28 protein-coding genes and 2 pseudogenes are annotated in these 25,745 nt (G+C 67.5%); 11 read left to right on the top strand and 19 right to left on the bottom strand.

Going from position 1 to position 25,745, the window contains the following annotated elements:
* Nucleotides 1-90, bottom strand: a pseudogene (locus tag TEP_RS16055) (arylesterase); the annotation flags it as partial.
* A gap of 96 nt (nucleotides 91-186) precedes the next feature.
* Here TEP_RS16055 and TEP_RS16050 point away from each other — a divergent pair.
* The 7 genes and pseudogenes from TEP_RS16050 (at nucleotide 187) to TEP_RS16020 (ending at nucleotide 4,787) form a co-directional block, all read left to right on the top strand.
* A complete protein-coding gene (locus TEP_RS16050) occupies nucleotides 187-807 on the top strand; it encodes a LemA family protein (protein ID WP_132825919.1) in 621 nt (206 codons plus the stop codon).
* A gap of 3 nt (nucleotides 808-810) precedes the next feature.
* A pseudogene (locus tag TEP_RS16045) lies at nucleotides 811-1,648 on the top strand (TPM domain-containing protein).
* Nucleotides 1,648-2,142 (top strand): TPM domain-containing protein, encoded by a 495-nt coding sequence (locus tag TEP_RS16040; protein ID WP_132825918.1) that lies wholly within the window; start codon nucleotides 1,648-1,650, stop codon nucleotides 2,140-2,142. Before TEP_RS16045 ends, TEP_RS16040 begins: the two are co-directional and overlap by 1 nt.
* A gap of 84 nt (nucleotides 2,143-2,226) precedes the next feature.
* Complete coding sequence (gene lgt / locus TEP_RS16035) at nucleotides 2,227-3,114, top strand: prolipoprotein diacylglyceryl transferase (protein WP_132825917.1); 888 nt, start codon at nucleotides 2,227-2,229, stop codon at nucleotides 3,112-3,114.
* The gene (locus TEP_RS16030) at nucleotides 3,111-3,905 is read left to right on the top strand and encodes a thymidylate synthase (RefSeq protein ID WP_132825916.1); all 795 of its coding nucleotides are present in this window, start codon (nucleotides 3,111-3,113) and stop codon (nucleotides 3,903-3,905) included. Before lgt ends, TEP_RS16030 begins: the two co-directional genes overlap by 4 nt.
* A gap of 106 nt (nucleotides 3,906-4,011) precedes the next feature.
* Nucleotides 4,012-4,299, top strand: coding sequence for a hypothetical protein (locus TEP_RS16025; protein WP_132825915.1), 288 nt, complete (start codon nucleotides 4,012-4,014; stop codon nucleotides 4,297-4,299).
* On the top strand, nucleotides 4,296-4,787 hold the full coding sequence (locus TEP_RS16020) for a dihydrofolate reductase (protein ID WP_132825914.1): 492 nt from the start codon (nucleotides 4,296-4,298) through the stop codon (nucleotides 4,785-4,787). Before TEP_RS16025 ends, TEP_RS16020 begins: the two co-directional genes overlap by 4 nt.
* A 48-nt stretch (nucleotides 4,788-4,835) precedes the next feature.
* On the opposite strand, the gene TEP_RS16015 is transcribed toward TEP_RS16020, so the two are convergent.
* From TEP_RS16015 to TEP_RS15970, 10 genes are all read right to left on the bottom strand, one after another.
* The gene (locus TEP_RS16015; RefSeq protein ID WP_132825913.1) at nucleotides 4,836-5,480 is read right to left on the bottom strand and encodes a DUF1287 domain-containing protein; all 645 of its coding nucleotides are present in this window, start codon (nucleotides 5,478-5,480) and stop codon (nucleotides 4,836-4,838) included.
* Complete coding sequence (locus TEP_RS16010; protein ID WP_132825912.1) at nucleotides 5,477-6,487, bottom strand: symmetrical bis(5'-nucleosyl)-tetraphosphatase; 1,011 nt, start codon at nucleotides 6,485-6,487, stop codon at nucleotides 5,477-5,479. The genes TEP_RS16015 and TEP_RS16010 overlap by 4 nt, the downstream gene beginning before the upstream one ends.
* Before the next feature lie 15 nt (nucleotides 6,488-6,502).
* Nucleotides 6,503-6,886, bottom strand: coding sequence for a Co2+/Mg2+ efflux protein ApaG (gene apaG, locus TEP_RS16005; RefSeq protein ID WP_025877914.1), 384 nt, complete (start codon nucleotides 6,884-6,886; stop codon nucleotides 6,503-6,505).
* Between the two features lie 13 nt (nucleotides 6,887-6,899).
* On the bottom strand, nucleotides 6,900-7,703 hold the full coding sequence (gene rsmA / locus TEP_RS16000; protein ID WP_025877916.1) for a 16S rRNA (adenine(1518)-N(6)/adenine(1519)-N(6))-dimethyltransferase RsmA: 804 nt from the start codon (nucleotides 7,701-7,703) through the stop codon (nucleotides 6,900-6,902).
* The gene (gene pdxA / locus TEP_RS15995; RefSeq protein WP_132825911.1) at nucleotides 7,700-8,680 is read right to left on the bottom strand and encodes a 4-hydroxythreonine-4-phosphate dehydrogenase PdxA; all 981 of its coding nucleotides are present in this window, start codon (nucleotides 8,678-8,680) and stop codon (nucleotides 7,700-7,702) included. The genes rsmA and pdxA overlap by 4 nt, the downstream gene beginning before the upstream one ends.
* 3 nt (nucleotides 8,681-8,683) lie before the next feature.
* Nucleotides 8,684-10,027 carry a peptidylprolyl isomerase gene (locus tag TEP_RS15990; protein WP_117309578.1) on the bottom strand — a complete coding sequence of 448 codons (1,344 nt, stop codon included), beginning with the start codon at nucleotides 10,025-10,027 and terminating at the stop codon, nucleotides 8,684-8,686.
* Complete coding sequence (gene lptD / locus TEP_RS15985) at nucleotides 10,024-12,525, bottom strand: LPS-assembly protein LptD (RefSeq protein WP_240790715.1); 2,502 nt, start codon at nucleotides 12,523-12,525, stop codon at nucleotides 10,024-10,026. Before lptD ends, TEP_RS15990 begins: the two co-directional genes overlap by 4 nt.
* An 89-nt stretch (nucleotides 12,526-12,614) precedes the next feature.
* Entirely contained in the window at nucleotides 12,615-13,553 is a 939-nt protein-coding gene (locus TEP_RS15980) for a histone deacetylase family protein (RefSeq protein ID WP_132825909.1), read from the bottom strand.
* Nucleotides 13,554-13,558: 5 nt separating this feature from the next.
* A complete protein-coding gene (locus TEP_RS15975) occupies nucleotides 13,559-14,113 on the bottom strand; it encodes a cob(I)yrinic acid a,c-diamide adenosyltransferase (protein ID WP_025877925.1) in 555 nt (184 codons plus the stop codon).
* An 8-nt stretch (nucleotides 14,114-14,121) separates the two neighbouring features.
* Nucleotides 14,122-14,706 (bottom strand): hypothetical protein, encoded by a 585-nt coding sequence (locus TEP_RS15970; RefSeq protein WP_132825908.1) that lies wholly within the window; start codon nucleotides 14,704-14,706, stop codon nucleotides 14,122-14,124.
* 107 nt (nucleotides 14,707-14,813) lie between these two features.
* Here TEP_RS15970 and ubiH point away from each other — a divergent pair, with 107 nt between their 5' ends.
* Nucleotides 14,814-16,019, top strand: coding sequence for a 2-octaprenyl-6-methoxyphenyl hydroxylase (gene ubiH, locus TEP_RS15965; protein WP_132825907.1), 1,206 nt, complete (start codon nucleotides 14,814-14,816; stop codon nucleotides 16,017-16,019).
* Nucleotides 16,016-17,197 (top strand): UbiH/UbiF family hydroxylase, encoded by a 1,182-nt coding sequence (locus tag TEP_RS15960; protein WP_132825906.1) that lies wholly within the window; start codon nucleotides 16,016-16,018, stop codon nucleotides 17,195-17,197. The genes ubiH and TEP_RS15960 overlap by 4 nt, the downstream gene beginning before the upstream one ends.
* Before the next feature lie 140 nt (nucleotides 17,198-17,337).
* Here the strand turns inward: TEP_RS15960 and TEP_RS15955 are convergent, their stop codons facing one another.
* From TEP_RS15955 to TEP_RS15930, 6 genes are all read right to left on the bottom strand, one after another.
* A complete protein-coding gene (locus TEP_RS15955) occupies nucleotides 17,338-17,736 on the bottom strand; it encodes an EF-hand domain-containing protein (RefSeq protein WP_132825905.1) in 399 nt (132 codons plus the stop codon).
* Entirely contained in the window at nucleotides 17,736-18,803 is a 1,068-nt protein-coding gene (gene rlmM / locus TEP_RS15950; protein WP_132825904.1) for a 23S rRNA (cytidine(2498)-2'-O)-methyltransferase RlmM, read from the bottom strand. The genes TEP_RS15955 and rlmM overlap by 1 nt, the downstream gene beginning before the upstream one ends.
* The gene (locus TEP_RS15945) at nucleotides 18,787-19,347 is read right to left on the bottom strand and encodes a nucleoside deaminase (RefSeq protein ID WP_132825903.1); all 561 of its coding nucleotides are present in this window, start codon (nucleotides 19,345-19,347) and stop codon (nucleotides 18,787-18,789) included. The genes rlmM and TEP_RS15945 overlap by 17 nt, the downstream gene beginning before the upstream one ends.
* 96 nt (nucleotides 19,348-19,443) lie before the next feature.
* On the bottom strand, nucleotides 19,444-20,175 hold the full coding sequence (locus TEP_RS15940) for a DUF6348 family protein (protein ID WP_132825902.1): 732 nt from the start codon (nucleotides 20,173-20,175) through the stop codon (nucleotides 19,444-19,446).
* A 51-nt stretch (nucleotides 20,176-20,226) separates the two neighbouring features.
* Nucleotides 20,227-20,874, bottom strand: a complete 648-nt coding sequence (locus tag TEP_RS15935; RefSeq protein ID WP_132825901.1) for a hypothetical protein — start codon at nucleotides 20,872-20,874, stop codon at nucleotides 20,227-20,229.
* Nucleotides 20,875-20,917: 43 nt separating this feature from the next.
* Nucleotides 20,918-22,666, bottom strand: a complete 1,749-nt coding sequence (locus tag TEP_RS15930; protein WP_132825900.1) for a glutamine--tRNA ligase/YqeY domain fusion protein — start codon at nucleotides 22,664-22,666, stop codon at nucleotides 20,918-20,920.
* Between the two features lie 126 nt (nucleotides 22,667-22,792).
* On the opposite strand from TEP_RS15930, the gene TEP_RS15925 reads away from it, so the two are divergent.
* Entirely contained in the window at nucleotides 22,793-23,056 is a 264-nt protein-coding gene (locus tag TEP_RS15925; protein ID WP_132825899.1) for a DUF2007 domain-containing protein, read from the top strand.
* 30 nt (nucleotides 23,057-23,086) lie between these two features.
* A complete protein-coding gene (gene msrA / locus TEP_RS15920) occupies nucleotides 23,087-23,752 on the top strand; it encodes a peptide-methionine (S)-S-oxide reductase MsrA (RefSeq protein ID WP_132826555.1) in 666 nt (221 codons plus the stop codon).
* 569 nt (nucleotides 23,753-24,321) lie between these two features.
* Here the strand turns inward: msrA and TEP_RS15915 are convergent.
* Entirely contained in the window at nucleotides 24,322-25,278 is a 957-nt protein-coding gene (locus TEP_RS15915) for a transaldolase (protein WP_132825898.1), read from the bottom strand.
* Nucleotides 25,279-25,336: 58 nt separating this feature from the next.
* Nucleotides 25,337-25,741, bottom strand: coding sequence for a nucleoside diphosphate kinase regulator (rnk, locus tag TEP_RS15910; protein WP_049468992.1), 405 nt, complete (start codon nucleotides 25,739-25,741; stop codon nucleotides 25,337-25,339).
* Nucleotides 25,742-25,745: the final 4 nt, after the last annotated feature.

The following is a 25,745-nucleotide window of genomic DNA, read 5'->3' as shown; positions in this document are numbered from 1 at the left end:
GGCCTGCACCATCTTTTCCAGGTTGCCCTGCACCTGCGCCGGGGTCAGCCCGCGCAGCGCATCGTTGCCACCGAGGGCGATCACCACCACCGCGGAGGGGGCGGCGCCCGATGGCCGGCACTCTCCACACGTCCGTTAACACCGACCATGGCATGCTCGGCGCTCAGTCCACCCGGAGCCTTGGCCATGCGCCTGTTGACCCGCCTCATCCCATTGCTGCTGCTGGCCTCCCTGCTGTCCGGCTGCGGCTACAACGCCATCCAGCAGAAGGACGAAGCGGTCAAGGCCAGCTGGTCCGAAGTGCTCAACCAGTACAAGCGCCGCGCCGACCTGGTGCCCAACCTGGTGCAGACCGTGAAAGGTTTCGCCAGCCAGGAAGAACGCGTGCTGACCGAAGTCACCAACGCCCGTTCGCGCGTTGGCCAGATCAACGTCAACGCCGACGATGAAGCCTCGCTCAAGCAGTTCCAGCAGGCCCAGGGCGAACTGGGCAGTGCGCTGTCGCGCCTGCTGGTGGTTACCGAGAACTACCCGGTGCTGAAGTCCGACCAGAACTTCCGCGACCTGCAGGCGCAGCTGGAAGGCACCGAGAACCGCATCACCGTTGCCCGTGGCCGCTACATCCAGCAGGTGCAGGACTACAACACCTACATCCGCTCGTTCCCGCAGCTGATCACCGCCAGGATCTTCGGCTACCAGCCCAAGCCGAACTTCACCGTGGAAAACGAGGCGCAGATCTCCAACGCGCCGGCGGTTGATTTCGGCAACGCGCCGCAGCAGCAGCCGGCCCCGGCTCCGGGCCACTGACCGATGCGCCTGGCCGCCACACTGCTGGCCCTGCTGCTGTGGCTGCCGTTGACCGTGCAGGCGCAGACGCTGGCGCCGATTCCGGCGCTGGATTCGCCGGTGGTCGACACCACCGGCACCCTGGATGCCGCGCAGAAGCAGGCGCTGGTGCAGCAGGCGCTGGACCTGCAGCAGCGCAAGGGCAGCCAGATGCAGGTGCTGGTGGTGCCGACCACGCAGCCGGAAGACATCGCCCAGTACACCACGCGGGTGTTCGACCAGTGGCAGATCGGTCGCAAGGGCGTGGATGACGGCGTGCTGCTGGTGGTGGCCAAGGACGATCGGCGCGTGCGCATCGAACCGGGCTATGGCCTGGAAGGCGCGATTCCCGACGCGATCGCCAACCGGGTGATCCAGGAATACCTGGTGCCACGCTTCCGCGCCAATGACTATGCCGGCGGCATCACCGAGGCCACGGCGGTGCTGGTGAGGATCATCGACGGCGAAGCCCTGCCGGCGCCGGTCAGCAGCCAGCAGGGACGCGCCCCCGACGGCGGTGGCGATACCTGGTTCCTGGCGTTGTTCATCGGCGTGTTCGCCGGCAGCATTCTGCGCGGCGTGTTCTCGCGGGTACCGCGTCCGCTGCGCGGCCTGCTGGGTGGCGCTGGAGCGGCGGTAGCCGCCTTCCTGTTCACTTCCACCGTGCTGGCCAGTGGCCTGGCCGGCGTGGTGGGCCTGGTGGTGGCGATGCTGTCCGGCCATCCGGGGCGTTTCGCCGGCGGTGGCGGTTGGGGCGGAGGCAGCTGGGGCGGGCGGCGGTGGTGGCCGTTCCGGCGGCGGCGGCGCGTCGGGAGGCTGGTGATGATCCAACGTCTGTGCAGGCATCTGTTTTCGCCGTCGGTACGGCGGGCGTTCCCGCCGGCCACGCTGCAGGCGATCACCGAAGCGATCGCCGCGGGCGAGCAGCGCCATGGCGGCCAGGTGATGTTTGCCGTGGAGGCCGACCTGCCACTGTCTGCGCTGTGGCACAAGGTCAGCCCGCGGCAGGCGGCCGAGCATGCCTTCGCGCGCCTGCGCACCTGGGATACCGCGCACAACAACGGCGTGCTGATCTACCTGCTGCTGGCCGACCATGCCATCGAGATCGTGGCTGACCGTGGCCTGCAGGGGCGGGTCGCGCCCGAGCAGTGGCAGCGGGTCTGCACGCATCTGCGCGAAGGCCTGCGCGGCGCGCAGCCGGTGGCGGCGCTGCGCGATGCCATCGACGAGGTTTCCTCCTTGGTGGAAGGGCACTTTCCGGCCTCGGCGCGGTCCGATCAGGACGGCCTGCCGGACACGCCGCAGATCCTGGGCTGAAGCCCGGCAATCGGGCGACGGCGGCCACCACGAGGCCGCTCCCGGGCGGCGCTAGAATATCGGCATCCCTGCAAGGCGCCCTTCATGATCTATTTCCACGATATCGACCCCATCGCCCTCTCGTTGGGACCGATCAAGGTGCACTGGTACGGCATCATGTACCTGCTCGGCTTCACCGCCGCCTGGCTGCTGGGGCGCAAGCGGATCGCCGACGGGCGCCTGCCGGGCGTCGACGCCAACGGCTTCTCCGACCTGCTGTTCTACGCCATGCTCGGCGTAGTGCTGGGCGGGCGCATCGGCTACATGCTGTTCTACGCGCTGGGCGATTTCCTGCACAACCCGCTGCTGCTGTTCAAGGTGTGGGATGGCGGCATGAGCTTCCACGGCGGCCTGCTGGGCGTGATCGCGGCCTGCTGGTGGTGGTCGCGCAAGCATGCGCTGCACTTCTTCGACACCATGGATTTCATGGCGCCGCTGGTGCCGCTGGGCCTGGGCTTTGGCCGCATCGGCAACTTCATCGGCGCCGAGCTGTGGGGCAAGTACACCGACGGCAGCTGGGGCGTGGTGTTCCCGTCCGGCCTGCCGGCACCGTTGAACCAGCTCGACCACGCCGCCCTGCAGTCGCAGTTCGCCAGCGGTGCGCTCAACCAGTTCGCGCGCCATCCGTCGCAGCTGTATGAAGCGCTGCTGGAAGGGCTGGTGATGTTCGCGGTGTTGTGGACGGTGTCGGCCAAGCCGCGCCATCGCTATCTCATCGGCGGCCTGTTCGCGCTGCTGTATGGCATCTTCCGCTTCGCCGTCGAGTTCGTGCGCATGCCCGACAACGGCGTCTACGTGGCCTTCGGCTGGCTGACCAAGGGCCAGATCCTGTGCGTGCCGCTGATCGCCTTCGGCCTGGTGCTGCTGGTGATGTCGCGCCGCGCCCCGGTGCTGCAGCCGCAGCCGCTGGTGACGGCGGAGGGCAGGGCATGAAGGCCTACCTGGACCTGCTCTCGCACGTGCTCGAACACGGCGCGGAGAAGAGCGACCGCACCGGTACCGGCACCCGCAGCGTGTTCGGCTGGCAGATGCGCTTCAACCTCAACGACGGCTTCCCGCTGGTCACCACCAAGAAGCTGCATCTGCGCTCGATCATCCACGAGCTGCTGTGGTTCCTGAAGGGCGACACCAACATCGGTTACCTCAAGGACAACCAGGTGCGCATCTGGGACGAGTGGGCCGACGAGAACGGCAACCTCGGCCCGGTGTACGGCAAGCAATGGCGCAGCTGGGCCACGGCCGACGGCGGCGAGATCGACCAGATGCAGTGGCTGGTGGAGGAGATCAAGCGCAATCCGGATTCGCGGCGGCTGGTGGTCAGTGCCTGGAACGTGGGCGAGCTTTCGCAGATGGCGTTGATGCCGTGCCACAACCTGTTCCAGTTCTACGTGGTCGACGGCAAGCTCAGCTGCCAGCTGTACCAGCGCAGTGGCGACATCTTCCTCGGCGTACCGTTCAACATCGCCAGCTACGCACTGCTGACCCACATGGTGGCGCAGGCCACGGGCCTGGGCGTCGGCGATTTCGTGCACACGCTCGGCGACGCGCACCTGTATTCGAACCACTTCGAACAGGCCCGCGAGCAGCTGTCGCGTGAACCGCGCGCGCTGCCGACGCTGTGGTTGAACCCGGAGGTGACCGATCTGTTCGGCTTCCAGTTCGATGACATCCGCATTGATGGCTACGATCCGCATCCGGCGATCAAGGCGCCGGTGGCGGTATGAGGGCGCGCCCACGCGTTGCGGCCCTGCTGGCGTTGGCAGGATGCGTATCAGCAGGTGAGACTTGAGTGGTGCAGATTGTTTCTCGGGTTCAGGAAGCGGAAGAACGATGAGTAAACATTCACGGAAAGCAAGGGAAAAGCTGGCGGAGGGGTTGATGTCGATGTCCGGCTCCTTGGCCGTTGCATTGACGGTCGGCGTGTTGATTACTCCTCTCCTTGCAGTCGCCAATGCGGCGGTTGCGGGAAAGGATGTCGACCTTTGGGTAATGATTACTGGCCTTAAGCCCAGTACTGCGGGAATTCTGTTCCTGCTCTATTGTTCGGCGGTTGCAACAGTCCTTGGTGGACGTAGCGCGGCAATGAAGATCTTCAACGAGTTGTATCCGGAAAAATGAAACTTTCGATGATCGTGGCGCTGGACCGCAACCGTGGCATCGGCCAAGGCAATGCCATGCCCTGGCACCTGCCGGATGACTTCAGGCACTTCAAGGCGCTGACGCTGGGCAAGCCGATCCTGATGGGGCGCAGGACCGCCGAATCGATTGGCCGCGTGCTGCCCGGCCGAACGAACCTGGTGCTGACCCGCAGCGGCCAGGTGCCGTTCGAGGGCATGCGCGCGGTGGCCTCGCTGGACGAGGCCAAAGCGATTGCAGAGGGCGAGGGCGCCAGCGAGCTGTGCATCATTGGTGGCGGCGAGATCTTCAGCCAGCTGCTGGACCAGGCCAGTGATCTGTACCTGACCTGGGTGGATGCCGAAGTACCGGCCGATACCCATTTCCCGGAGGTGGATGAGCGCCTCTGGCAGGAGGTGGCCAGTGAGCCGCACCCGGCCGATGAGCGTCACGCCTACGCGTTCCGCTTCGTGCATTACGTCCGCCGCTGAGCGCGGCGTCCTGTAGAGCCCGGCCGTGCTCGGCTCTACAGGATCGTTTTACGGCATCCGGTAGTGGCCGATGATGGTGTGCTGGAACAGCAGATTCTCTTCCCGCGTACCGCGCGCGATGTTGTGCAGTACCAGCGGCGTACCGTCGGCCAGGCGCCGGTCGGAAACGATGCCCACGTGCAGCAGGCCGTTGCCGTTGAGCTTCCAGGCCACGATGTCGCCGGCAGCGAAGTCGCTGGCAAGGGCACTGATCGGCTGCTGCCAACCGTGGCGCTCAAACCAGCGCATCAGGTTGGGCACGCGCCGATGGTCGATGTTCCGATCTGGTCGGGACAGGCCCCAGAGGGCCGGATAGGCGCTGAAATCAGCGCGCATGTCTTCGTTCACGCGGACCTGCAGGTCCAGCCCCTGCGTACGCAGCGCGCGGACCACCACGTCGGTGCATACGCCGCGATCAGCGGGCACGTCGCCACCGGGGTAGGCCAGTACCTGATAGGCAGGGTCGTAGCGGGTGGTGACGCCGATCTGTGCGCGTGCGGCAGCGACCAGCGGCGGCGACGGTGCAGGTTCTGATGCAGGGGCGGCGGTAGCGTCGGCGCCGGCAGTCGCTGGCGACGATGAGGGCTGGCAGCCGCTGGCCAGGGCCAGCGTCAGCAGCAGCACCGTCCATGGTGCGCGGTTGCCGGGCGTCATGCCGAAGGAGGCGTGCCGTTGTTGTTGCCACCACCACCACCACCACCACGGCGGCGGCGCCGGCGCGGACCACGGTTGCCCGGGGCGCCAGCCGTTGCAGCGTTGCCGTTGCCCTGGCTGTTGTCCTTGCCTGGCGTGCGCTCGTGTGCCGGTCGCGCGGGCGGCCGCGCGTTGGCGACTGGTGCCGGCACGTCGCGTCCCGGTACCTGCACCACGCGCAGCTCATCGGTGTCGAGCTGGATCGCGGTGAGCTTGCCGCCCCACACGGCACCGGTGTCGATCGCGTGGATGCCCTGGGTGATGGTCAGGCCGAGCGCGGACCAGTGGCCGCAGACCACCTTAAGGTCGCGTTCGACCCGGCCCGGCACTTCGAACCAGGGATACAGCCCCTGTTCCTGGGTGCCCGGCGTGCCCTTGTCCTCGATGCCGATGCGGCCGCGCGAGGTGCAGTAGCGCATGCGCGTGAGCACGTTGATGATCGCCCGCGAGCGCTCGTAGCCGGTCAGGTTCGGCGCCCAGCTGGGCTTGTCGCCGTACATGTTGCGGAACAGCTTGCGGTAGCCGGCGCCGTGCAGCTGCACTTCCACTTCGGCCGCATGCTTCTCGGCCATCTGCGTGGTCCACTTCGGCGCAAGGCCGGCATGCACCATCATCCAGCCAAGCTCGCGGTCCACGTGCACCAGCTTCTGCAGGCGCAGCCAGTCCAGCAGCACATCGCGGTCTTCGGCCTGGACGATGCGCAGCAGGTCCGGGTTGACCTTGCGTTGCTCTTCCTCGGTGCGCGCACCGACGGCCAGCAGGGAAAGGTCGTGGTTGCCGAGCACCACCACGCTGTGGTCGCGCAGCGAATGCACCAGCCGCAGCGTTTCCAGTGACTGTCCACCGCGGTTGACCAGGTCGCCGCAGAACCACAGGGTGTCCTGCGCCGGATCGAACCGGATCTTCTCCAGCAGGCGCTGGGTTACGTCATAGCAGCCTTGCAGGTCGCCGATCGCCCATACACTCATCGTTCGGCCTCCGTGTCAGTGCAGGGTGCGCGGGATGGCCAGCACGAAGGGTGCGACCGGCGCGGCGAATTCGGTGCCGTCGTCGGCCACCATGTCGTAATGGCCCTGCATCGTGCCGTGCTCGGTGCCGAGCATGACACCTGAGGTGTAATGGAAGTCTTCACCCGGACGCAGTCGCGGCTGTTCGCCGATCACGCCATCGCCATCGACATGCTCGACGCGGCCATTGGCATCGGTGATGCGCCAGTGGCGTGCGACCAGGCGCGCGGCAACCCGGCCCTGGTTGTGGATGCGGATCGTATAGGCGAACGCATAACGACCGTCTTCCGGCGCGGATTGGTCGTCGAGGAAGCGCGGGGCGACTTCGACGGAGATGGCATAAACGTCAGCGTCTTCCATACCGGCAGTGTAATCAGGTGGCATTGGCCAAAGCGATGAATTCAGCCACGTCCAGCTGCTCGGCGCGGGCATCGGGGCGCACGCCGGCGGCCACGAACTGCTCGGCGCTGACCACGTTGTTCAGGGCATTGCGCAGGGTCTTGCGGCGCTGGCCGAAGGCGGCCTTGACCACCTCGGCGAAGCGCTTGTGGTCCTTGATGTCGATGCTGGCCGGGTCGCGCGGTACCAGACGCACCACGGCCGAATCGACCTTTGGCGGCGGCCTGAACGCACCCGGCGGCACCACGAACAGCGAGGTCACCTCGCAGTAGGCCTGCAGCATCACGCTGAGGCGGCCGAACACCTTGCTGCCGGGACCGGCAGCCATGCGGTCGACCACTTCCTTCTGCAGCATGAAGTGCATGTCCGAGACCACCGCAGCATGTTCCAGTGCATGGAACAGGATGGGCGAGGAGATGTTGTAGGGCAGGTTGCCGACCAGGCGGATCGGCTGTCCGTCGGCCAGCTCGGTGAAATCGACCCGCAGCACGTCGCGGTTGACGATGGTCAGTTCGCCCAGGGGCTCGGCGGCGGCGGTCAACGGCGCGATCAGGTCGCGGTCGAACTCGATCACCGTCATCTTCGGGTGCACGCGCAGCAGCGGCAGGGTGATCGCACCCTGGCCCGGGCCGATCTCGACCAGGCGGTCGCCGTCCTTGGGATTGACCGCCATCACGATCTTGTCGATGTAGTAGCGGTCGGCAAGGAAGTGCTGGCCGAGCTGCTTCTTGGCCGGGGCGGAAAACACCGGGCCGGAGGGGGAATGCGGGGAAGTCATGTGCTCAGTGTACGTTGCCGCGCCAGCCGCGCACACAGCGTTGTGGCGGCCTGCAGGCTGGAAGGATCGGCAATGCCGCGGCCGGCAAGATCCAGCGCGGTGCCGTGGTCCACCGCTACGCGCGGATAGGGCAGGCCGAGGGTCAGGTTCACCGCCTGCTCGAAGCCGGAGTACTTCAGCACCGGCAGGCCCTGGTCGTGGTACATGGCCAGCACGGTATCGAAGCCGGCCAGCTTGGCCGGCAGGAAGGCGGTATCGGCCGGCAGCGGACCGATCAGGTCCATGCCCTCGCTGCGCAGGCGCTGCAGCAGCGGGATGACCAGGTCCAGTTCCTCGCGACCGAGATGACCGTCTTCGCCGGCATGCGGATTCAGGCCAAGCACGGCGATGCGCGGTGCGGCCAGGCCGAACTCGCGGCGCAGCGCGGCATGCACGGTGCGCAGGGTGTGTTCCAGGCCGGGCGCGGTGATCGCATCGGCGACCTCGCGCAGCGGCAGGTGGGTGGTGGCCAGGGCAACGCGGACGATGTCGTTGGCCAGCATCATCACCACCTTCACCCCGGCCTGGTCGGCCAGCAGTTCGGTGGTGCCGCTGTAGGCGATGCCGCCCTGGTTGATCACCGCCTTGTGCACCGGGCCGGTCACCACGCCGTGCAGTTGACCGGACAGGCAGGCCTGGCCCGCACCGAGCAGGGCGCCGATCACCGCACCTGCGTTGGCAGGGTCGGTATGGCCGAAACGGCTGGGGGCGCGGTTGGCGACGGCGCGCAGGCGCAGATCGCCGGGGACGCGTGCGTGTGCGTCCTCGGGCAGCAGTTGCAGGGGCAGATCCAGCGCGGCGGCGGCCGCGCGCAGGGTGTCCGGATCGGCGAATGCCAGCAACCGGCAATCATCGCGCGGCTGCTGGACCAGTCGGACACACAGTTCCGGGCCGATCCCGGCGGGCTCGCCCGGTACCAGAGCGAGCTCGGGGAGCATGGCTCAGGACTGCGGAGGCGTGGCGGTATTTTCCGCCCGGTCACCGCTGCGGAAGCTGACGTAGGCTTCGCCACGCAGCTCCTGCAGGAAGCGGTTGTACTCGTCTTCCAGCTTGCGGCGACCGATGGTCTCGCGGACCTGGGCGCGCTGGTTGTCACTGCCGACGTCGGTCTGGCGGGTGCCCACGCGCTGCACGATGTGCCAGCCCGCATCGGTGCGGAACGGCTGGCTCACGCCGCCGTCCTGGATGCCTGCCACCTGCTGGCCGAAGGCCGGGCCGAACGCGTCGGCCGGGAACCAGCCCAGATCGCCGCCCTGGCCCTTGCTGTTGTTGTCCTCGGATGATTCCTTGGCCACCTGCTGGAAGTCGGCACCGCCGGCAATACGCGCACGCAGGGTGTCGATCTTGGCCTTGGCGGCCGCATCGGACTGGGCATCGTCCACGCGCACCAGGATATGGCGGCCGTGATATTCGGTGACCGTGTGGGTGCCTGCCGCCGCGCTGGCGTCACGTACTTCCACCAGCTTCAGCAGCTGGAAGCCGCTGGGGCCACGGATCGGGCCGACCACTTCGCCGGGCTTCATCTGCTGCATCGTCTGTGCGAACGCGGCCGGGATTTCATCCAGAGTGCGCCAGCCGAGGTCGCCGCCTTCCAGCGCATTGGGGCTGTCGGAATAGCGCACGGCCGCCGCATTGAAGTCCAGTTCGCCCTTGTCCAGCAGGGCTTTCACGCCATCAGCCTTCTTCTGGCCGGTGGCGATCTGCTCGGCGCTGGCACCGTCGGGCAGGGCGACCAGGATGTGCGCGAGGTGGAACTGGTTGCCGGCATCGGCCTGCTGCTTCAGGGCAGCATCGACCTCGCCTTCGCTGACGCTGATGCGGCTCTGCGCGAAGCTCTGGCGCAGGCGCTGCACGGTGATCTCGTCACGCACCGAGGCGCGGAAATCGTTGAAATCGATACCGTCACTGGCCAGGCGCTGGCGCAGGGCATCCAGGGTCGAGCCGTTCTGCTGGGCGATGGCATTCATCGCCTGGGTCAGTTCCTGGTCGCTGACACGGATGCCGCTGCCCTGGGCACGGGCAACCTGCAGCTTGACCAGCACCAGGCGCTCGAGCACCTGGCGGCTGAGCACGTCATCGGGCGGCAGCTGGGCTTCGCGGCCGGCGTACTGCGCCTTGATGTTGGCGATCGCACGCTGGAGCTCGCTCTGCAGGATCACGTCCTCATCGACGACAGCAGCGATGCGATCCAACGGCTGGGCCTCCTGCGCAAGAACCTGCAGGGGGGCGGACACGCTGGACACCGCCAGAAGCGATGCGAGGAGAACGGGGAAGCTCTTGGTCATGGGATCTGATTCGGATCGTAGTCATCGCGGGTCGCTCCGGTGTTGCTGGGCGGCACGAGATAGAGGTCGTCGCGGTTGTAGCCGAGGATAGCACGGCGCAAAGTGCGGTCCGTGTCCTGGCCGAGGGAGCTCAAGCCCTTGAGCACGAACTCGAGCTGGATGGAGTTGTTCATTTCGCCTTCGCGGTTGCGTACGTAGCGGCGGGCCACGGCGCGCACGGCCAGGCAGCAGCTGTCCCACTGTACGCCACCGATGATCTCCAGCGGTTCCTTGTCCTGCAGCGAGTAGTAATAGCGACCGACCAGGCTCCAGCGCTCGTTCAGCGGGTACAGGAACGACAGGTCGGCCTGTTCCAGCAGGGTGCGGTCATGCTTGTTGGCCGTGGCCGGGGCGCCGGAATTGATGCGGTAGCGGTAGGTCAGGTTGACCACGCCGTCGTTGGACATCAGGTAGCGGGCACGCACGCTGGCCAGATCCTCGCGCTTGTACTTGGGGTCCCACTGGTAGGTGGCGCCCAGGGTCCAGCGGTCGTTGATCATGTAGTTGCCGTCGGCGATCCAGGCCGACTTGCCCTTCTCCACCGGCGCACCACCGGGGACCACGCTCACCCGCGACTCGTCGAAGTACTGGATCTGGCCGATGGAGGCCGAGAAGCGTTCCTTGCCGGTGGTCTGGTCGATGAAGCGGGTGCTCAGGGCCACGGTCAGCTGGTTGGCGTCGTTCTGGCGATCGGCGCCGGTATAGCGCGAATCGCGGAACAGCTGGCCCCAGCTGAAGGTGAAGTCGCGGGTATCGAAGATCGGCAGCTCGTCCTGGTCGCGGTACGGCGTGCGCAGGTAGAACAGGCGCGGCTCCAGGGTCTGCAGGAACGACTTGCCACCGATCTTCGTCTCACGATCGAAGAACAGGCCGGCGTCCAGGCTGGCGATCGGCAGGCTGCGGCTGGGTGAGGTGTTGCCGCGCAGCTGTTCGGGGGTAGCGGTGTTCGGGTCGATGCCCTGCGAGCGCAGGATCTGGCCGCGGATGCCGTTCACGCCATCAACCAGGCCGCGGTCCAGCTGGTAACCGGTATAGCGGTAGGCCAGCGTGGGCGTGACATACCAGGCCGCGCCGCTGATCGGGAACGATACGTACGGTTTCAGGTCCAGTCGCGAGCCGCCGCTGACACCGATGCCGTCGGTCTGCCGGCTGCCGTTGCGGGTGTACTGCAGGTCCGGTCCCGCCTCGGCGCCGTACTTGAAGTTGATGTCGTCGTGGGTGAAGCGCACAGCCTCGGCGTAGACGCCGGTCTCCAGCCACGGCAGCAGCGGCTTGTCCCAGTTGAAGTACAGGCGCGGCTGGCGGTTGTAGGCCAGCGCACTCTCGTTGAGGGTGTAGTCGGTCAGCTGCCAGCGGTCGGCCATGATGCCGGCCGTCCAGTTCTCGCCGGTGCCGTACAGACCGATGGTGCTCTGCAGGTTCGACGCGGTGACTCCCACCAGGCGGTTGGCGAAGTCTTCCACGTAGCGCTCGTCGCTGACCCAGGCCAGGTTGGCGCGGGCCTGCCAGTGATCGTCGAGGTTGTGGTAGCCGCCGAACATCACCCGGCCGCGGTCGCGGTCGCGCAGCTTGTCGTTGGGCATGTACGCGGTCAGCAGTTCGCCACGGCCGCCGTTGTAGAGGTAGCGGAACTCGTTGTCGAGCATCAGGCCGCGTTGGCTCATGTAACGCGGGGTCAACGTGTCGTCGTAGTTCGGCGCCAGGTTGAAGTAGATCGGCTGTGCGTAATCGAAACCGTTGCGGCCGGACATGCCCAGCTGCGGGAACAGCAGGCCGGTCTTGCGCCGGTCATCGATCGGGAACTTGAAGTAGGGCGCCCACAGCACCGGCACTTTGCCGATCCGCAGCACCGCGTTGCGGGCGGTGCCGAAGCCTTCGTCGTTGTCGACTTCGATTTCCGGGGCGGTCAGCTTCCACACCGGCTGCGACGGGTCGCAGGTGGTGTAGGTGGAGCGGTGCATCTGCCCGACCGCGCCCTGCAGGTCGACCGATTCGGCTTCACCGTTGCCGCGGCGGGACACCAGCTGGTACTGGATGTCGGTGATCTTGTGGGTGTCGCTTTCCTGGTTGCCCTCGGCGCGCTTGGCGACCATCCGGATCGAGGCATCCTGGTAACGGACGTTGCCGTCGGCGACGTAGTTGCCGCTTTCGGTATCGAAGCTGAGCTTGTCGGTGCCCACGAACTGGTCGCCCCGGCGCAGCGCCACGTTGCCCTGGTACTGCGGCACGGTGGTGGTGCCCAGCAGCTGGTCGCCCTCGATGTCGGTGGGCTGCTGTTCGCGCGCAGCGCTGGCGGCCGCCTTGTCCTGGCCGGGCACGGGCGTCGGCGCGTCGGTGAACGCAGGGATCACGTCGGTGGCCGGGCAAAGGCCCCAGTTGAGCGGCTTGTCATCAGCCCATGCCGGAAGGCAGACGGCGATGCTCAGGGGCAGGGGAAGCAGGCGGAGGGCTCGGCGCACGCGGTTCGGATTCGGGCGAAAACGGACGGTAGCTTGCCCCATCCCTTGCATAGGGGCAATGAAGGCCTCCCCGGACTGCCGGTTCGGGTTCATCCAGGCCCGCTGCCGGAGGGTGCCGCCATCAGCGCCTGCAGGTGGGCCACGCTGCACTCGGCCAGGGCCTGCAGGTCGTATCCTCCCTCCAGCATCGACACCACCCGGCCGGCGCCATGGCGGCGTGCCAGCGCGTGCAGTTCGCGGGTGATCCAGGCGAAATCGTCGGTCTCCAGCATCAGGTCGGCCTGCGGGTCGCGCAGGTGCGCGTCGAAGCCTGCCGAGATCAGCAGCAGCTGGGGGCGGAAGTCGTCGATCGCCGGCAGCATCTCGTCGGCCCAGACGTTGCGGAAGCGGAAGCCGCCACTGCCGGGCGGCAGCAGGATGTTCATCAGGTTGCCGGCGCCGCGGTCACGGCGCAGGCCGGACTCGGGGAACAGCCCGGCCTGGTGGGTGCTGTAGTAGGACACCCGTGCGTCGTGCTGGAAGATGTCCTGGGTGCCGTTGCCGTGGTGGACGTCGAAGTCGACCACCGCGATCCGTTCCAGGCCGTGGCGGTCGCGGGCGTAGGCGGCGGCGATGGCGATGTTGTTGAGCAGGCAGAAGCCCATCGCGGTGCTGCTGGTGGCATGGTGGCCCGGCGGGCGCACCGCGCAGAAAGCCAGCGGATCCTCACCCAGCATCACCGCATCGACGGCCGCCACGCCTGCGCCGGCGGCATGCACCGCGGCACTGGCCGAGCCCGGCGAGGTCCAGGTGTCCATGTCCAGCTGGCGCAGCGGTGCGGTCTGCGGTTGCAGCACCAGGTCGAGCAGCGCGCTGTCGTGGACCCGGGTCAGCTCACCGAACTTGGCCGGCGGTGCCTCGCGCCAGTCCAGCTGGCCGGGGAACGCCTGGTGCAGCGCGTCGAGCACCACCTGCAGGCGTTGCGGGCATTCAGGATGGCCGGGGCCCGGGTCGTGCTGCAGGCAGGCGGGATGGGTGAAGACCAGCATGGCGCTCAGCGCTGGCGATGCTGTGGCTGCCACAGCGCTTCGCCGTGGCCATCGGCCCGTGCCAGCACCCGGGCCAGCACGAACAGCAGGTCTGACAGCCGGTTGAGGTACTGCAGCGCCTCGCTGCGAACCGGTTCCACGCGGGCCAGGGCAACCGTGTCGCGCTCGGCGCGGCGGACCACGGTGCGGGCCAGGTGGCAGCGCGCGGCGGCCTCGCCACCGGCCGGCAGGATGAACTCCTTCAGCATCGGCAGGTCGGCGTTGTAGTGGTCCAACTGCTGTTCCAGCGCCGACACATCAGCGGCGTGGATGGCGGCATGGCCGGGAATGCACAGTTCGGCGCCCAGATCGAACAGCTGGTGCTGCAGGTGCACCACCAGTGCGCGGACATCCTCGGGCAGCGGCACGGCCAGCAGCAGGCCGAGCGTGGCGTTGGCTTCATCGACGGTGCCGTAGGACGCAACACGCAGATCATCCTTGCCGACCCGGCTGCCGTCACCCAGGCCGGTGCTGCCGTCGTCGCCGGTGCGGGTGTAGATGCGCGAGAGGCGATGACCCATGGCGTGGCTCAGTGGTGGATGTCGCGGCGGGCCTGCAGGAGCTTGAGCACCTGCTCCACGGCCAGCTGCAGTGCGGCGGCCAGGGTCACGTAGATCGCGGTGGTGCGCAGGTAGGGGCCGAACCACTGGGCGTAGTTCTGTGCCCATCCGGCCACGGTCGGCTCGGCCACGTTCTGGCTGGTCCAGTAGAAACCTCCCTGCGCCAGCAGATGGCACAGCGCCACCGACGCCACCAGCAGCAAGGCACCCTTGCCCAGCACCGACCACTGCGCGCTGCGGTAGTTGCGGCCCAGCAGCATGCCGCCGGCCCACATCGCGAAGTAGGCCGGCAACAGCAGCCAGTAGCCCGGCGATACGCAGTAGTGCTGCCAGAAGTCGAGGCCGCTGCTGCGGATCACGATCCAGTCGACCAGCACCGCGAAGACCATCAGCAGCGGGAACGCCCAGCGGGTCCAGCGCGCGAGGTAGAAGCCGCCGATGAAGAACACGGCCCAGGAGGCGTCCGGGATCGCCGCGAAGTGATTGACGCGGGTCGCTGCCAGCAACAGCACGAGCACTGACAGGACGAAGGCGCGGGGGGCGGAGTCGGACATGGCGGCGGGCCGGGGCGGATTCAGGTTTCATTCTAGCCCGGCACGGCGCTTGGCGCAGGCGGGGCGGCGTGGGGCATGCCAGCACGGCGAGCGCGTATCATGCGCCCATGAGTGAACGACATGACGTGCTGATCGTCGGTGGCGGTCTGGTGGGTGCCAGCCTGGCCATCGCCCTGGACCGCCTGGGCCGCGACGTGGGCCTGCTCGAAGCCAGCCCGGCCGGGGAACTGCCGGCGGTGTTCGACCAGCGCAACCTCAGTTTTGCCGCCGCCACCATCAACGCGCTGACCGCGCTGGGGGTCATGCAGAAGCTGACGATGGCCCCTGGCCCGATCCGCCGCATCCATGTCAGCCGTGCCGGCGATTTCGGCCGTGTGCAGCTCGATGCCGCACAGTACGATCGGCCGTGGTTCGGCCAGGTGGTGGTGGCCCGTGATTTCGGCCAGGCGCTGGAAAGCCGGCTGCAGGAGCTGCCACGACTGCGCCGCTACCGGCCGATGCGTTTCCTTGGCCTGGGCGAGGTGATTGACGGCTACCGCCAGGTACGGGTGGCCGATGACAGTGGCGAGCAGGTGCTGCTGGCGCGGCTGGTGGTCGGTGCCGACGGCACCAGCAGCGGCGTACGCGATGCGCTGGGCATCGACGTTGATCGCCACGACTTCCAGCAGACGCTGTTCGTGGCCCGAGTGCGCAGCCAGCGCGCGCCCGACGGCACCGCCTGGGAGCGTTTCACCGATACCGGCCCGACGGCGTTGCTGCCGCGTGGCGACCGTCATTTCGGCACCGTGCACGGCGTTGCCCGTGACCAGGCCGAGGCGGTGATGGCGCTGGACGACACCGCCTGGCTGCAGCGCCTGCAGCAGGCCATCGGCTGGCGTGCCGGCCGCCTGCTCGACTCTGGCCCGCGCAGTGCCTATCCGCTGATCCAGGTACTGGCGCGCGCTCTGGTGGGGGAGCGCACGGTGCTGCTGGGCAATGCCGCGCAGACCATCCACCCGCTGGGTGCGCAGGGTTTCAACCTCGGCCTGCGCGACGCATTGACGTTGGCCGAGCTGCTGGAAGTGGAGGGCGATGCCGGCAGCGACGCACTGCTGCGGTCCTACGCGGCGCGCCGCGAAGAAGATCGACGACAGACGGTGGCGTTCTCCGGCGGCCTTGCCCGGCTGACCAGCAATCCGGCGCCGCTGCTGCGCCCGCTGCGCAGCCTGGGCCTGGTGGCCGCACAGCGCGCCTCGGTGCAGTCGATGCTGGTCGGTGGTGCGATGGGCTTCCGTGGCGATGTGCCGCGCCTGTGCCGTGGAGAAGCCGCATGAACCGGCGCGCACGCCTGGACGTGGCCGTCGTTGGCGGCGGTGTGGTCGGCGCCGCCTGTGCGCTGGCGCTGGCCGATGCCGGCCTTGCCGTAACGCTGGTGGAAGGGCGTGAACCGGCACCATGGCAGGCCGCACAGCCGGATCTGCGGGTGTTCGCCATCGCCGCCGACAACGTGCAGCTGCTTGAGCGTCTCGGTGTATGGCCGACGATCGCGCAGGCGCGCGCCTGGCCGTACCGGCGCATGCAGGTGTGGGACGCGGCCGGTGGCGACGACCTGCTGTTCGACGCCGATCGCTTCGGCCGTCGCGAGCTGGGTTTCATCGTCGAGAACGGCCTGCTGCAGGACCGCCTGTGGGCGGCACTGCCGGCAGCGGGCGTGGAGCTGCATTGCCCGGCGCGCGTGGAAGCGCTTGAGCAGGACGAGCACGCTGTGCGCCTGCGCCTGGATGATGGTCGTCGCATCGAAGCCGCGCTGGCGGTGGCTGCCGACGGTGCTGAATCGACGCTGCGCGGACTGGCCGGGATCGACGTCGAACGCCACGACTACCAGCAGCGCGGTGTGGTCGCCTATGTGGACAGCGAGCTGCCCAACCAGGCCACGGCCTGGCAGCGCTTCCTGCCGACCGGTCCGCTGGCGCTGCTGCCGGTGGGTGAGCGCCGCAGCTCCATCGTGTGGACGTTGCCCGACGAAGAGGCGGCACGCGTATTGGCCCTGGACGAAGACGCATTCAATCGGGAACTGACCCGCGCTTTCGCCGCGCGCCTGGGTGAACTGCGGTTGGCCTCGCCGCGCGCGGCCTTCCCGCTGCGCCGGCAGCTGGCCCGCCACTACGTGGCCGGTCGCGTGCTGGCGTTGGGCGATGCCGCCCACGTGGTGCATCCGCTGGCCGGGCAGGGCGTCAACCTCGGCCTGCGCGATGTCGCCGCCCTGCAGCACTGGCTGGCGCCATCGGCCGAACGGCGCGGACAACCCCGGTTGTCGCCGCAGCGCGTGCAGCGCTGGGCGCGTGAGCGTCGCAGCGACAACCAGATCGCCGCCTACAGCTTCGACGCGATCAACCGTCTGTTCTCCAACGACGAGATGCACCTGACCCTGGCGCGTGGCCGCGCGCTGGGCTGCGTGGGCAAGTGGCCGCCGCTGGTGCAGGCCTTCTGGAAGCGCGCCGCAGGGGTGTGACGGCGAGGCTCTGGTACATGCCAACCTTGGTTGGCGCGCGAGCCCCGGATCATCCACCGGTAGCGCCGGGCCATGCCCGGCGAGCGCGCAGCGCGGTTCACCGATCCCGCCGGGGATGGCCCGGCGCTACCGGAATCGGGTCAATCGATCAGCCAACCGGCAAGGTCAGTGCGGTCCAGCTTTCCGCGACGCTTGCTGTCCAATGCGTTGAACTCATCGGAAAGCGCCGGATTGGCCAGTGCTTCGTCACGGCTGATGAAACCATCAGCGTTCACGTCCAGCTCGGCGAAATGGATCCGGTACTGGCCGACCACGCTGGCCGGCGCCAGCGAGCGCACCGTTACCGGGGTTTCGCCCAGCGGCACCACGATGTCGACGCTGCCGGTCACGCGGCCGGCCGACAGTGACTGCTGGCGGACCACGCCACTGTCATCGCGCAGCGGGACGCTCTGTGCCGGCTGCGGGCGCGCCGGTTGTGCCAGTGCCGGCAATGCCAGCACCGCAGTACACAGCAGCAGGGAAATGCGCGTGATGTCCATCAGCGCAGCGGCGACGCCAGCACCGTGATTTCCTCACGGTCGTGGTACAGCTGCTTGGCACGTACCACCAGCGGCTTGCCGGCCTGGTTCTGGAACAGTTCCAGGCACAGGCGGGTTTCATCCCAGCGCTTCTTCATCGGCAGCTTCAGGTTGAAGATCGCGTGCCTGCACCAGCCCTCGCGGAACCAGGTGGCCATGCGTTCGGCGACGCGACGCGGCTGCTCGACCATATCGCAGACCATCCAGTCCAGCGGCTGCTCCGGATGCCAATGGAAGCCATCGGCGCGCAGGTGTTCGACCAGGCCGGTGTCCAGCACGTGCTGGCGCAGCGGACCGTTGTCGATGCTCAGCACATGCACGTGCTGGCGGGTCAGCACCCAGGTCCAGCCGCCGGGCGCCGCGCCCAGATCGGCCGCACGCATGCCCGGACGCACCAGCGCTTCGCGTTCTTCCGGGGCGAGCAGGGTCAGCAGCGCCTCATCCAGCTTCAATGCCGAGCGCGAAGGCGCCTCGGGCAACAACTTCAGACGCGGAATGCCCAGGGCCCAGGGGGCACTGTCATCCGGGTTGGCCACGCAGACAAAGGCGTGGGTGCCATCGACGAACACCACGTGCAGGCGTGGCAGACGTGCATTGGGTTTGTCACTGAGTTTGCCGGCCTTGCGCAGCGCCGGGCGCAGGGCGTTGCCAAACGCACGCGCGAGCCCGGACAAGGGTTTGCCGGCATCCGAATCGGGATGTTCCACCCACAGATCACCGAAGCGCGGCGCATCGGCCAGCACCTCCAGCATCGGCGTGATGCGGTCGGCCGGGTCCAGCTGTGGCAGCTCGGCCAGCACCACCAGCTTCTGGCGGGCGAAGATCAGCTCGCGCCACGGCAGTCTCGGTGCAAGCGCTGCGGCTTCATCGCACATGAACAGCACGTAGCCGTCGTTGCGCTGGGTACGGGCGTAGCCGGCAAAACCGGCGGCGCCTGCGCGGAACTGCAGTTCGCCGGCCAGCTCAGGCTCGAAGCCCTGCCGGCACAGGCACAGCAGGCCGATGCCGGCCTCAGTAACGGGCGCCATCGCTTTCCCCATAGGCACGCAGCACGCTGCGCGCCGCATCGCGGTTCAGGCCCTGCACCACATCGATGCCGCGCTTGTTGAGCTCGCCCACCCAGTCGGCCGGCAGCGGGCCTTCATCGAACGGGGTCAGTGCTTCCACGTCGGCCGAACTGGCGCCGATCAGCAGGCGGTCGATGCCGGCCCACACGGTGGCGCCATAGCACTGGCAGCACGGCTGCGAACTTGTGGCCAGGGTGACCGGCGACAGCACCGCGTTCAGGCGCGGGGTCTGCAGGCGCTGCTGGGCCAGCATGTAGGCCATGTTCTCGGCGTGCGCCAGCGAGGTCGAATGCGGCATCACCCGGTTCACGCCGGCGGCGATCACCTTGTCATCCGGCCCGAACACCACGGCGCCGAACGGGCCGCCACTGGCGTGGTCGACGTTCAGCCGCGACAGCTCGATCGCCAGCGCGACCTTGGCCTCGTCGCCCGGATATCGACGATCCAGGTCGATCTGGTCGTGGATCCAGGCGGGAAGGGTCAGGTGGACTTGCGCATACAGCATCGCGGGGGTGCCTCGTTGGGAGTGAAAGGAACAGGTGCAGCAGATGTCGGCGCGCAGTGTAGCGGCAGTGGCCTGTACCGGGCGTGCGCGCTGGATTCAGGCCGCTGAGGGTGAGCCGGTGCGGATCACCACGTACTGCTTGCGGAACTCCAGCCCCGCCTGCGGCCAGCGCGCAGCATAGGCGCGCAGCAGCGGCAGGGCAGGGGCGAAGTCATGGCCGTTGACCCGGCAGTCGGCTTCGCACTGGCCCTGCTCGTCGCGCGACGCGAACAGGCGGATGGCCAGGAAGTGATTGGCCTTCAGCAGGTCGTCGAAGGCGTCGATGCTTCTGGTGAACAGGCAGCAGGGGCAGGAGCCGTGGTCGTCTTCGCTGCATGCAGCAGCGTCGTCCAGTTCGCGGGCGCGGTAATGGGCCAGCGGTCCCAGCACCACGGTGCGCTCGTGTTCCCGGCCGTCTTCGTTGGTCGGGTAGGTCAGTCCCATCATCGGCAGATCCAGTGCGTCGTCGGCGCCGATGGCGGCCTGCAGGGTCGCCAGGTCCACCCGCACCCAGGTCTCGAAGCCGGACAGCAGGGATTCCTGTTCGGTTGCGCCATTGGCGTGCTGGTATTCGAACAGGCCATCGGCAAACAAGCCCGCGTGACGGGTCTCGATGACGGTGGAGGTCTGCCAGCCGCCGTTGTCGCGTTCGTTGCTGGCGACACCGTGCGGTGTCAGGTGCAGGCCACTGTCGAGCACCAGTCCGTCGCCCTCGACGGTGCAGGCGATGTCACGGCCCAGCAGGACCTGTTGCAGCAACGGCAGAAGGGTAGACGCGGTCTTGGTCATCGGAGGCACTTGGTTTGCAGGGGAGGAACACACCCGTCAGCAGGGCTGGCGCTACAGTGCATCGAGTTCGGCGCGGTATCGCTGTGCGTCGCGCTGCTGCTGCGGATCGTTGCTATGGTCGCGCAGCCAGCTTTCCAGCTCGCGGCGATAGTCCGCGCGGAAATCGGCATTGCCCGGGCTGAAATGCAGCTTGCGTGCGGCCACCTCCACGCGCTCGCGCGCGCTGGCACGGGCCTGGGCGATGCCATGCGGGGATTCGTTGGTGAGGATGACGAAGTTGCGGGGGAAGCCCGGCGTGTACTTCACCACGAACGGCTGGTCCCGTGCCGGAATCCGGATCGCGTTCTGCAGCGGCCACAGCGAGGCGGTGTTGGTATGGAACACCACTTCCACATCGCGGCCCTCGGCGGTACGCAGCACCGCTTCGTAGCGCCAGATGTACTGTTCGTTGAGCGTGGAATTGGTTTCCTCGGCCTTGACGATCACCGCTTCACCACGCTCGCCCACCGCATTGAGGAAGGTGGCGTTGAGGAAGCTGCCGAGGAAGATGTTGAGCATCGCCAGCGGGAACACCACGATGGCGTAGCCCGGAAAGCGCCGCCACCACGAGACCAGCCCGGCCAGCACCATCGCTGCAAAGAACGTCAGCAGCGGATGCTGCGAGATGAACCAGAGCAGGGCGGACAGGGCGGTGATCATGGTCGCGGTCGTGCGGGCGCCGTCCTGGCGCCCGCGCAGGTGCTCAGGCCGACCAGGTGTCGCGCAGGGTCACGCTGCGGTTGAACACCGGCTTGGCTGCGGTGTGGTCGCGGCGGTCGGCAACGAAGTAGCCGGTGCGCTCGAACTGGAACGACTGTTCCGGCGCCGCGGTGGCAGCTGCCGGCTCGACATAGCCGATGACGGTGCGACGCGATTCCGGATTGAGGTAATCGCGGTAGGTCTTGCCTTCCGATTCATCGTCCGGGTTCGGCACCGAGAACAGGCGGTCATACAGGCGGATCTCGGCCGGCACGCCGTGCACCGCGCTGACCCAGTGGATGGTGCCCTTGACCTTGCGGTTGGCGCCTTCCATGCCCGGACGCGACTCCGGATCCAGCCAGCCGCGCAGTTCGGTGATGGTGCCGTCGGCATCCTTGATCACTTCATCGCAGCGGATGATGCCGGCGCCGCGCAGGCGCACTTCGCCACCGGGAACCAGGCGCTTCCAGCCCTTCGGCGGCACTTCGGCAAAGTCCTCGCGGTCGATCCACACTTCACGTGCGAACGGCACTTCGCGGGTACCGAAGCTCTCGTCCTTCGGGTGGTTGCTGAAGGTCAGCCGCTCTTCGTGGCCGTCGGCCAGGTTGGTCAGCACCAGCTTGACCGGGTCGACCACGGCCATGCGGCGCGGCGCGGCGCTGTCCAGGTCTTCGCGCAACGCGCCTTCCAGCACGCTGAAATCGATCAGCGAATTCTGCTTGCTGATGCCCACGCGCTCTGCGAACAGGCGCATCGCCGCCGGCGTGTAGCCACGGCGACGCAGGCCCTGCAGGGTCGGCATGCGCGGGTCTTCCCAGCCGTCCACCAGCTGTTCGGTGACCAGCGCCATCAGCTTGCGCTTGCTCATCACCGTGTAGTTGATGTTCAAGCGCGAGAACTCGATCTGGCGCGGCTTGGCCGCTTCGCGCGGCAGGCCGGCGTCGACCAGCGGCTGGGTCAGCGCGTCATCGTGGGCGAAGTCGACGTTGTCCACGCACCAGTCGTACAGCGGGCGGTGGTCTTCGAATTCCAGCGTGCACAGCGAGTGGGTGATGCCTTCGATCGAATCGCCCAGTGCATGGGCGAAGTCGTACATCGGGTAGATCGGCCAGGCGTTGCCGGTGTTCTGGTGCTCGACGTGCTTGATGCGGTAGAGGGCGGGGTCGCGCAGGTTGATGTTGCCGCTGGCCATGTCGATCTTGGCGCGCACGGTGCGCGCGCCATCGGGGAATTCACCGGCACGCATGCGGCGGAACAGGTCCAGGTTTTCCTCGACGCTGCGGTCGCGCCACGGCGAGGGCCGGCCCGGTTCGGTCAGGGTGCCGCGGTAAGCGCGCACTTCCTCGGCCGACAGGTCGCAGACGTAGGCCTTGCCCTCGGCGATCAGCTTCTCGGCGGCCAGGTAGTAGGCGTCGAAGTAATCCGACGCATGACGCAGCTCGTTCCACTCAAAGCCCAGCCAGCGCACGTCGTCCTGGATCGCGGCCACGTACTCCGGGTCTTCCTTGGCCGGGTTGGTGTCGTCGAAACGCAGGTTGCAGACGCCGCCGAACTCGCCGGCGACGCCGAAGTTCAGGCAGATCGACTTGGCATGGCCGATGTGCAGGTAGCCGTTCGGCTCGGGCGGGAAGCGGGTCTTGATCGCCTGGTGCTTACCGCTGGCCAGGTCCTCGCGCACGATCTGGCGGATGAAATCGCGCTTCTCGTGGCTGTCGGCGGGGGTCTCGGGGCTGGCGGGGCTGTGCTCTGACATGAGTCGGCGAAAGAAAGGCAGAAAGATTGCCAGTCTACCGCTTACCGGGAAGGGCTGCCCGGCGAGCGCAGCGGCACCATTCAGCCCGCGGGCGTATGCTGGAATCCTGTCCCACGGAGCTGCCGCATGCACATCGTGTACAAGGCCGACAATCTGTTCGACGCCCACCTGGTCAAGCACGCGCTGGAAGACGCCGGCATCCCGGCATTCGTGTTCGGCGAGTCGCTGCTGGGCGGCATGGGCGAGCTGCCGCTGTTCGGCGTGCTGCGGGTCGGTATCCCCGACGCCGCGCGGGCACAGGCCGAAGAGATCGTGGCGGCACTGGACTTGGGCCATGCCGCAGACGCCCCCATTTCAGATGCCGACGACATTGCCGGGCTTCCGGCGTAGGAGCGCATCATGTTGGGAATCGGACAGGGCATCCTCGGTATCGGGGCCTTCAAGCAGCGCCTGCCGCGCCCGGAAGAGGCGTTGCCGGGCCGCGACCAGCCACTGCCGCTGCACAGCAACCAGCACTTCGTGAACAGCCATCCGCTGAAGGACCGTTTCGCCGGCCTGCAGCAGATCCGCTTCGCGCTGGGCTGCTTCTGGGGCGCCGAGCGCAAATTCTGGAACGAGCCGGGCGTGTACAGCACCTCGGTGGGCTATGCCGGTGGAATCACCCCGAACCCCACCTATGAAGAGGTCTGCTCGGGCCTGACCGGCCACACCGAGGTGGTGCAGGTGGTGTTCGACCCGGCCGTTGTCAGCTTGGAGCGCCTGCTGCAGCTGTTCTGGGAAAGCCACGACCCGACCCAGGGCATGCGCCAGGGCAACGACACCGGCACCCAGTACCGTTCGGCGATCCACGCCACCGACGAGGCCCAGTACGCCGCGGCGCTGGCCAGTGGCGAGGCTTACCAGGCGCAGCTGGCTGCAGCGGGTTATGGCCCGATCACTACCGAGATCGTGTATCCGGCACCGACGTACTACTACGCCGAGGACTACCACCAGCAGTACCTGGCCAAGAACCCGAACGGTTACTGCGGCATTGGCGGTACCGGCGTGAGCTGCCCGATCGGGTTGGATGTGGAGGCGCCGCGCTGACGCGCGGTGGTCCGCCTGCGGCGGGCAACGTCAACGGCTGAAAGCCAAAGCCAAAGCGGCTCTGGGTTGCTGCTTGTTGGGTGGGGCGGTGTGGGTTGGCAGGACACGCCGTGAACCCGTCCTTGGGGGCTCGATGGCGCCATCCATGGCGCCAACGGTCCTGCCAACCCACACCGCCCTACCCCCGACAGTTTCCCGGTGACGGTGGGAAAGAGCATTGGGTTACTGACGAACTGATGGAAAACAAAAAGGACGCGGCGTTCGCCGCGTCCTTTTTGTTTGGTTCTGCATTGCCCTTGTAGAGCGAGCCATGCTCGGCTCCGAGCAAGCGAAGCGCGCGACCCGCTGTTGCTCTTCTTTCTTTCTTCCGTGGCGGGCGGCCGCAGGAAACTGTCGAAGGCAGGGTGGGTAGGCCGTGCAGGGGCGTGAGCCGCATGGATGCGGCGACCGAGCTTACAGGGACGTACTTGCAGCGTCCCCTGCACGGCCTACCCACCCTGCCAACCACATGACCCGCTCTTCGCGACCAAGCCCCCCGCCACGAGGGGCTCAGCCGTTGGCCGGAATCGTCACAGCGCCTCGCGGATCCGCTGACGCAGTGCTTCCAGATCCTTGGCAAACGCATCTATACCGGTCGCCAGCTTCTCGGTCGCCATCGGATCGGCGGCCAGGTCGGCTGCGAACTTCGCCGCGTCGATCGGCGTCACCTGCACCGCTTCAGCGGCACCGGCCACCAGCTTGCGCGGCAGCGCGCCGTGGTCGGCGTCGAGCTTCTCCAGCAGGTCCGGCGAAATGGTCAGGCGGTCGCAGCCGGCCAGCGCTTCGATCTGCGCGGTCGAACGGAACGAGGCGCCCATCACCACGGTCGGCGAACCGCGGCGCTTGAATTCGGCATACACCCCACGCACGAACACCACGCCCGGGTCCTCGTCGATGTTCGCCGGGGTCTGGCCGTTGGCCACGTACCAGTCGAGGATGCGGCCGACGAACGGCGAGATCAGGAACGCACCGGCTTCGCTGCAGGCCAGCGCCTGGGTGGGGTTGAAGATCAGGGTCAGGTTGCAGTCGATGCCTTCGGCCTGCAGCACGCGCGCGGCTTCCACGCCTTCCCAGGTCGCAGCGATCTTGATCAGGATCTTCTCGCGCGGCACGCCGGCATCGGCGTACATCTGGATGAACTGACGGGCCTTGGCCACGGTCGCGGCGGTGTCGTGGGCCAGGTCGGCATCCACTTCGGTGGAGACGCGGCCCGGTACCAGCGTGCTCAGCAGCGCACCGACGCCGATGGTCAGGCGGTCGGCCACGGCGTGCACCACGGCCTCGCGGTCGCCGCCCTGCTGGCGGCCCCAGGCCAGTTCGCGTTCGATCAGCTCCGCATAGACCGGCAGGTCCAGCGCCTTCTTCACCAGGGTCGGATTGGTGGTGCAGTCCACCGGCTGCAGGCGCTTGATCGCCTCGTAGTCACCGGTATCGGCAACAACCACGGACAGTTCGCGCAGCTGGGACAGTTTGGACGGGGTACTCATTACGGCTCCTGGTGCGGGGATTGCAGGGAAACTGATCGCGCGCGGTTCGCAGCGCAGGTCAGGGGCGGTCGTTGTGGACCGCGCTCACGCGCAGCCGCAGCTTGCGGCCGCCCGGGGCGGTCCAGTCGATGCTCTGGCCCACGGCCAGGCCAAGCAGGGCACTGCCGACGGGCGCCAGCACGGACACCTTGCCTTCATCGACATTGGCTTCGCGGGGGAAGACCAGGGTCAGGACATGCTTCTCGCCCGACACTTCATCTTCGCACTCCACGCGCGAATGCATCATGACGATGCCTTCGGGAATCTGGTCTGGCGGCAACACGGTTGCGCGGTTGAGCTCGTCGGCAAGCGCGCGCGCGGCCGGCGTCTGGCTGTGTGCCGGGGATTCGAGCATGGCGTCCAGGCGGTCCATGTCGAGGGTGGAAACAGTGATCGACGGCGGCAGGCCGCTGGCGGTGTTCATGGTG

The organism is Stenotrophomonas sp. TEPEL, from assembly GCF_004348785.1.
Classification (GTDB): domain Bacteria; phylum Pseudomonadota; class Gammaproteobacteria; order Xanthomonadales; family Xanthomonadaceae; genus Stenotrophomonas; species Stenotrophomonas indicatrix.
The sequence above is the reverse complement of the archived record's forward strand: the minus strand, read 5'-3'. Positions and strand labels throughout refer to the sequence as shown.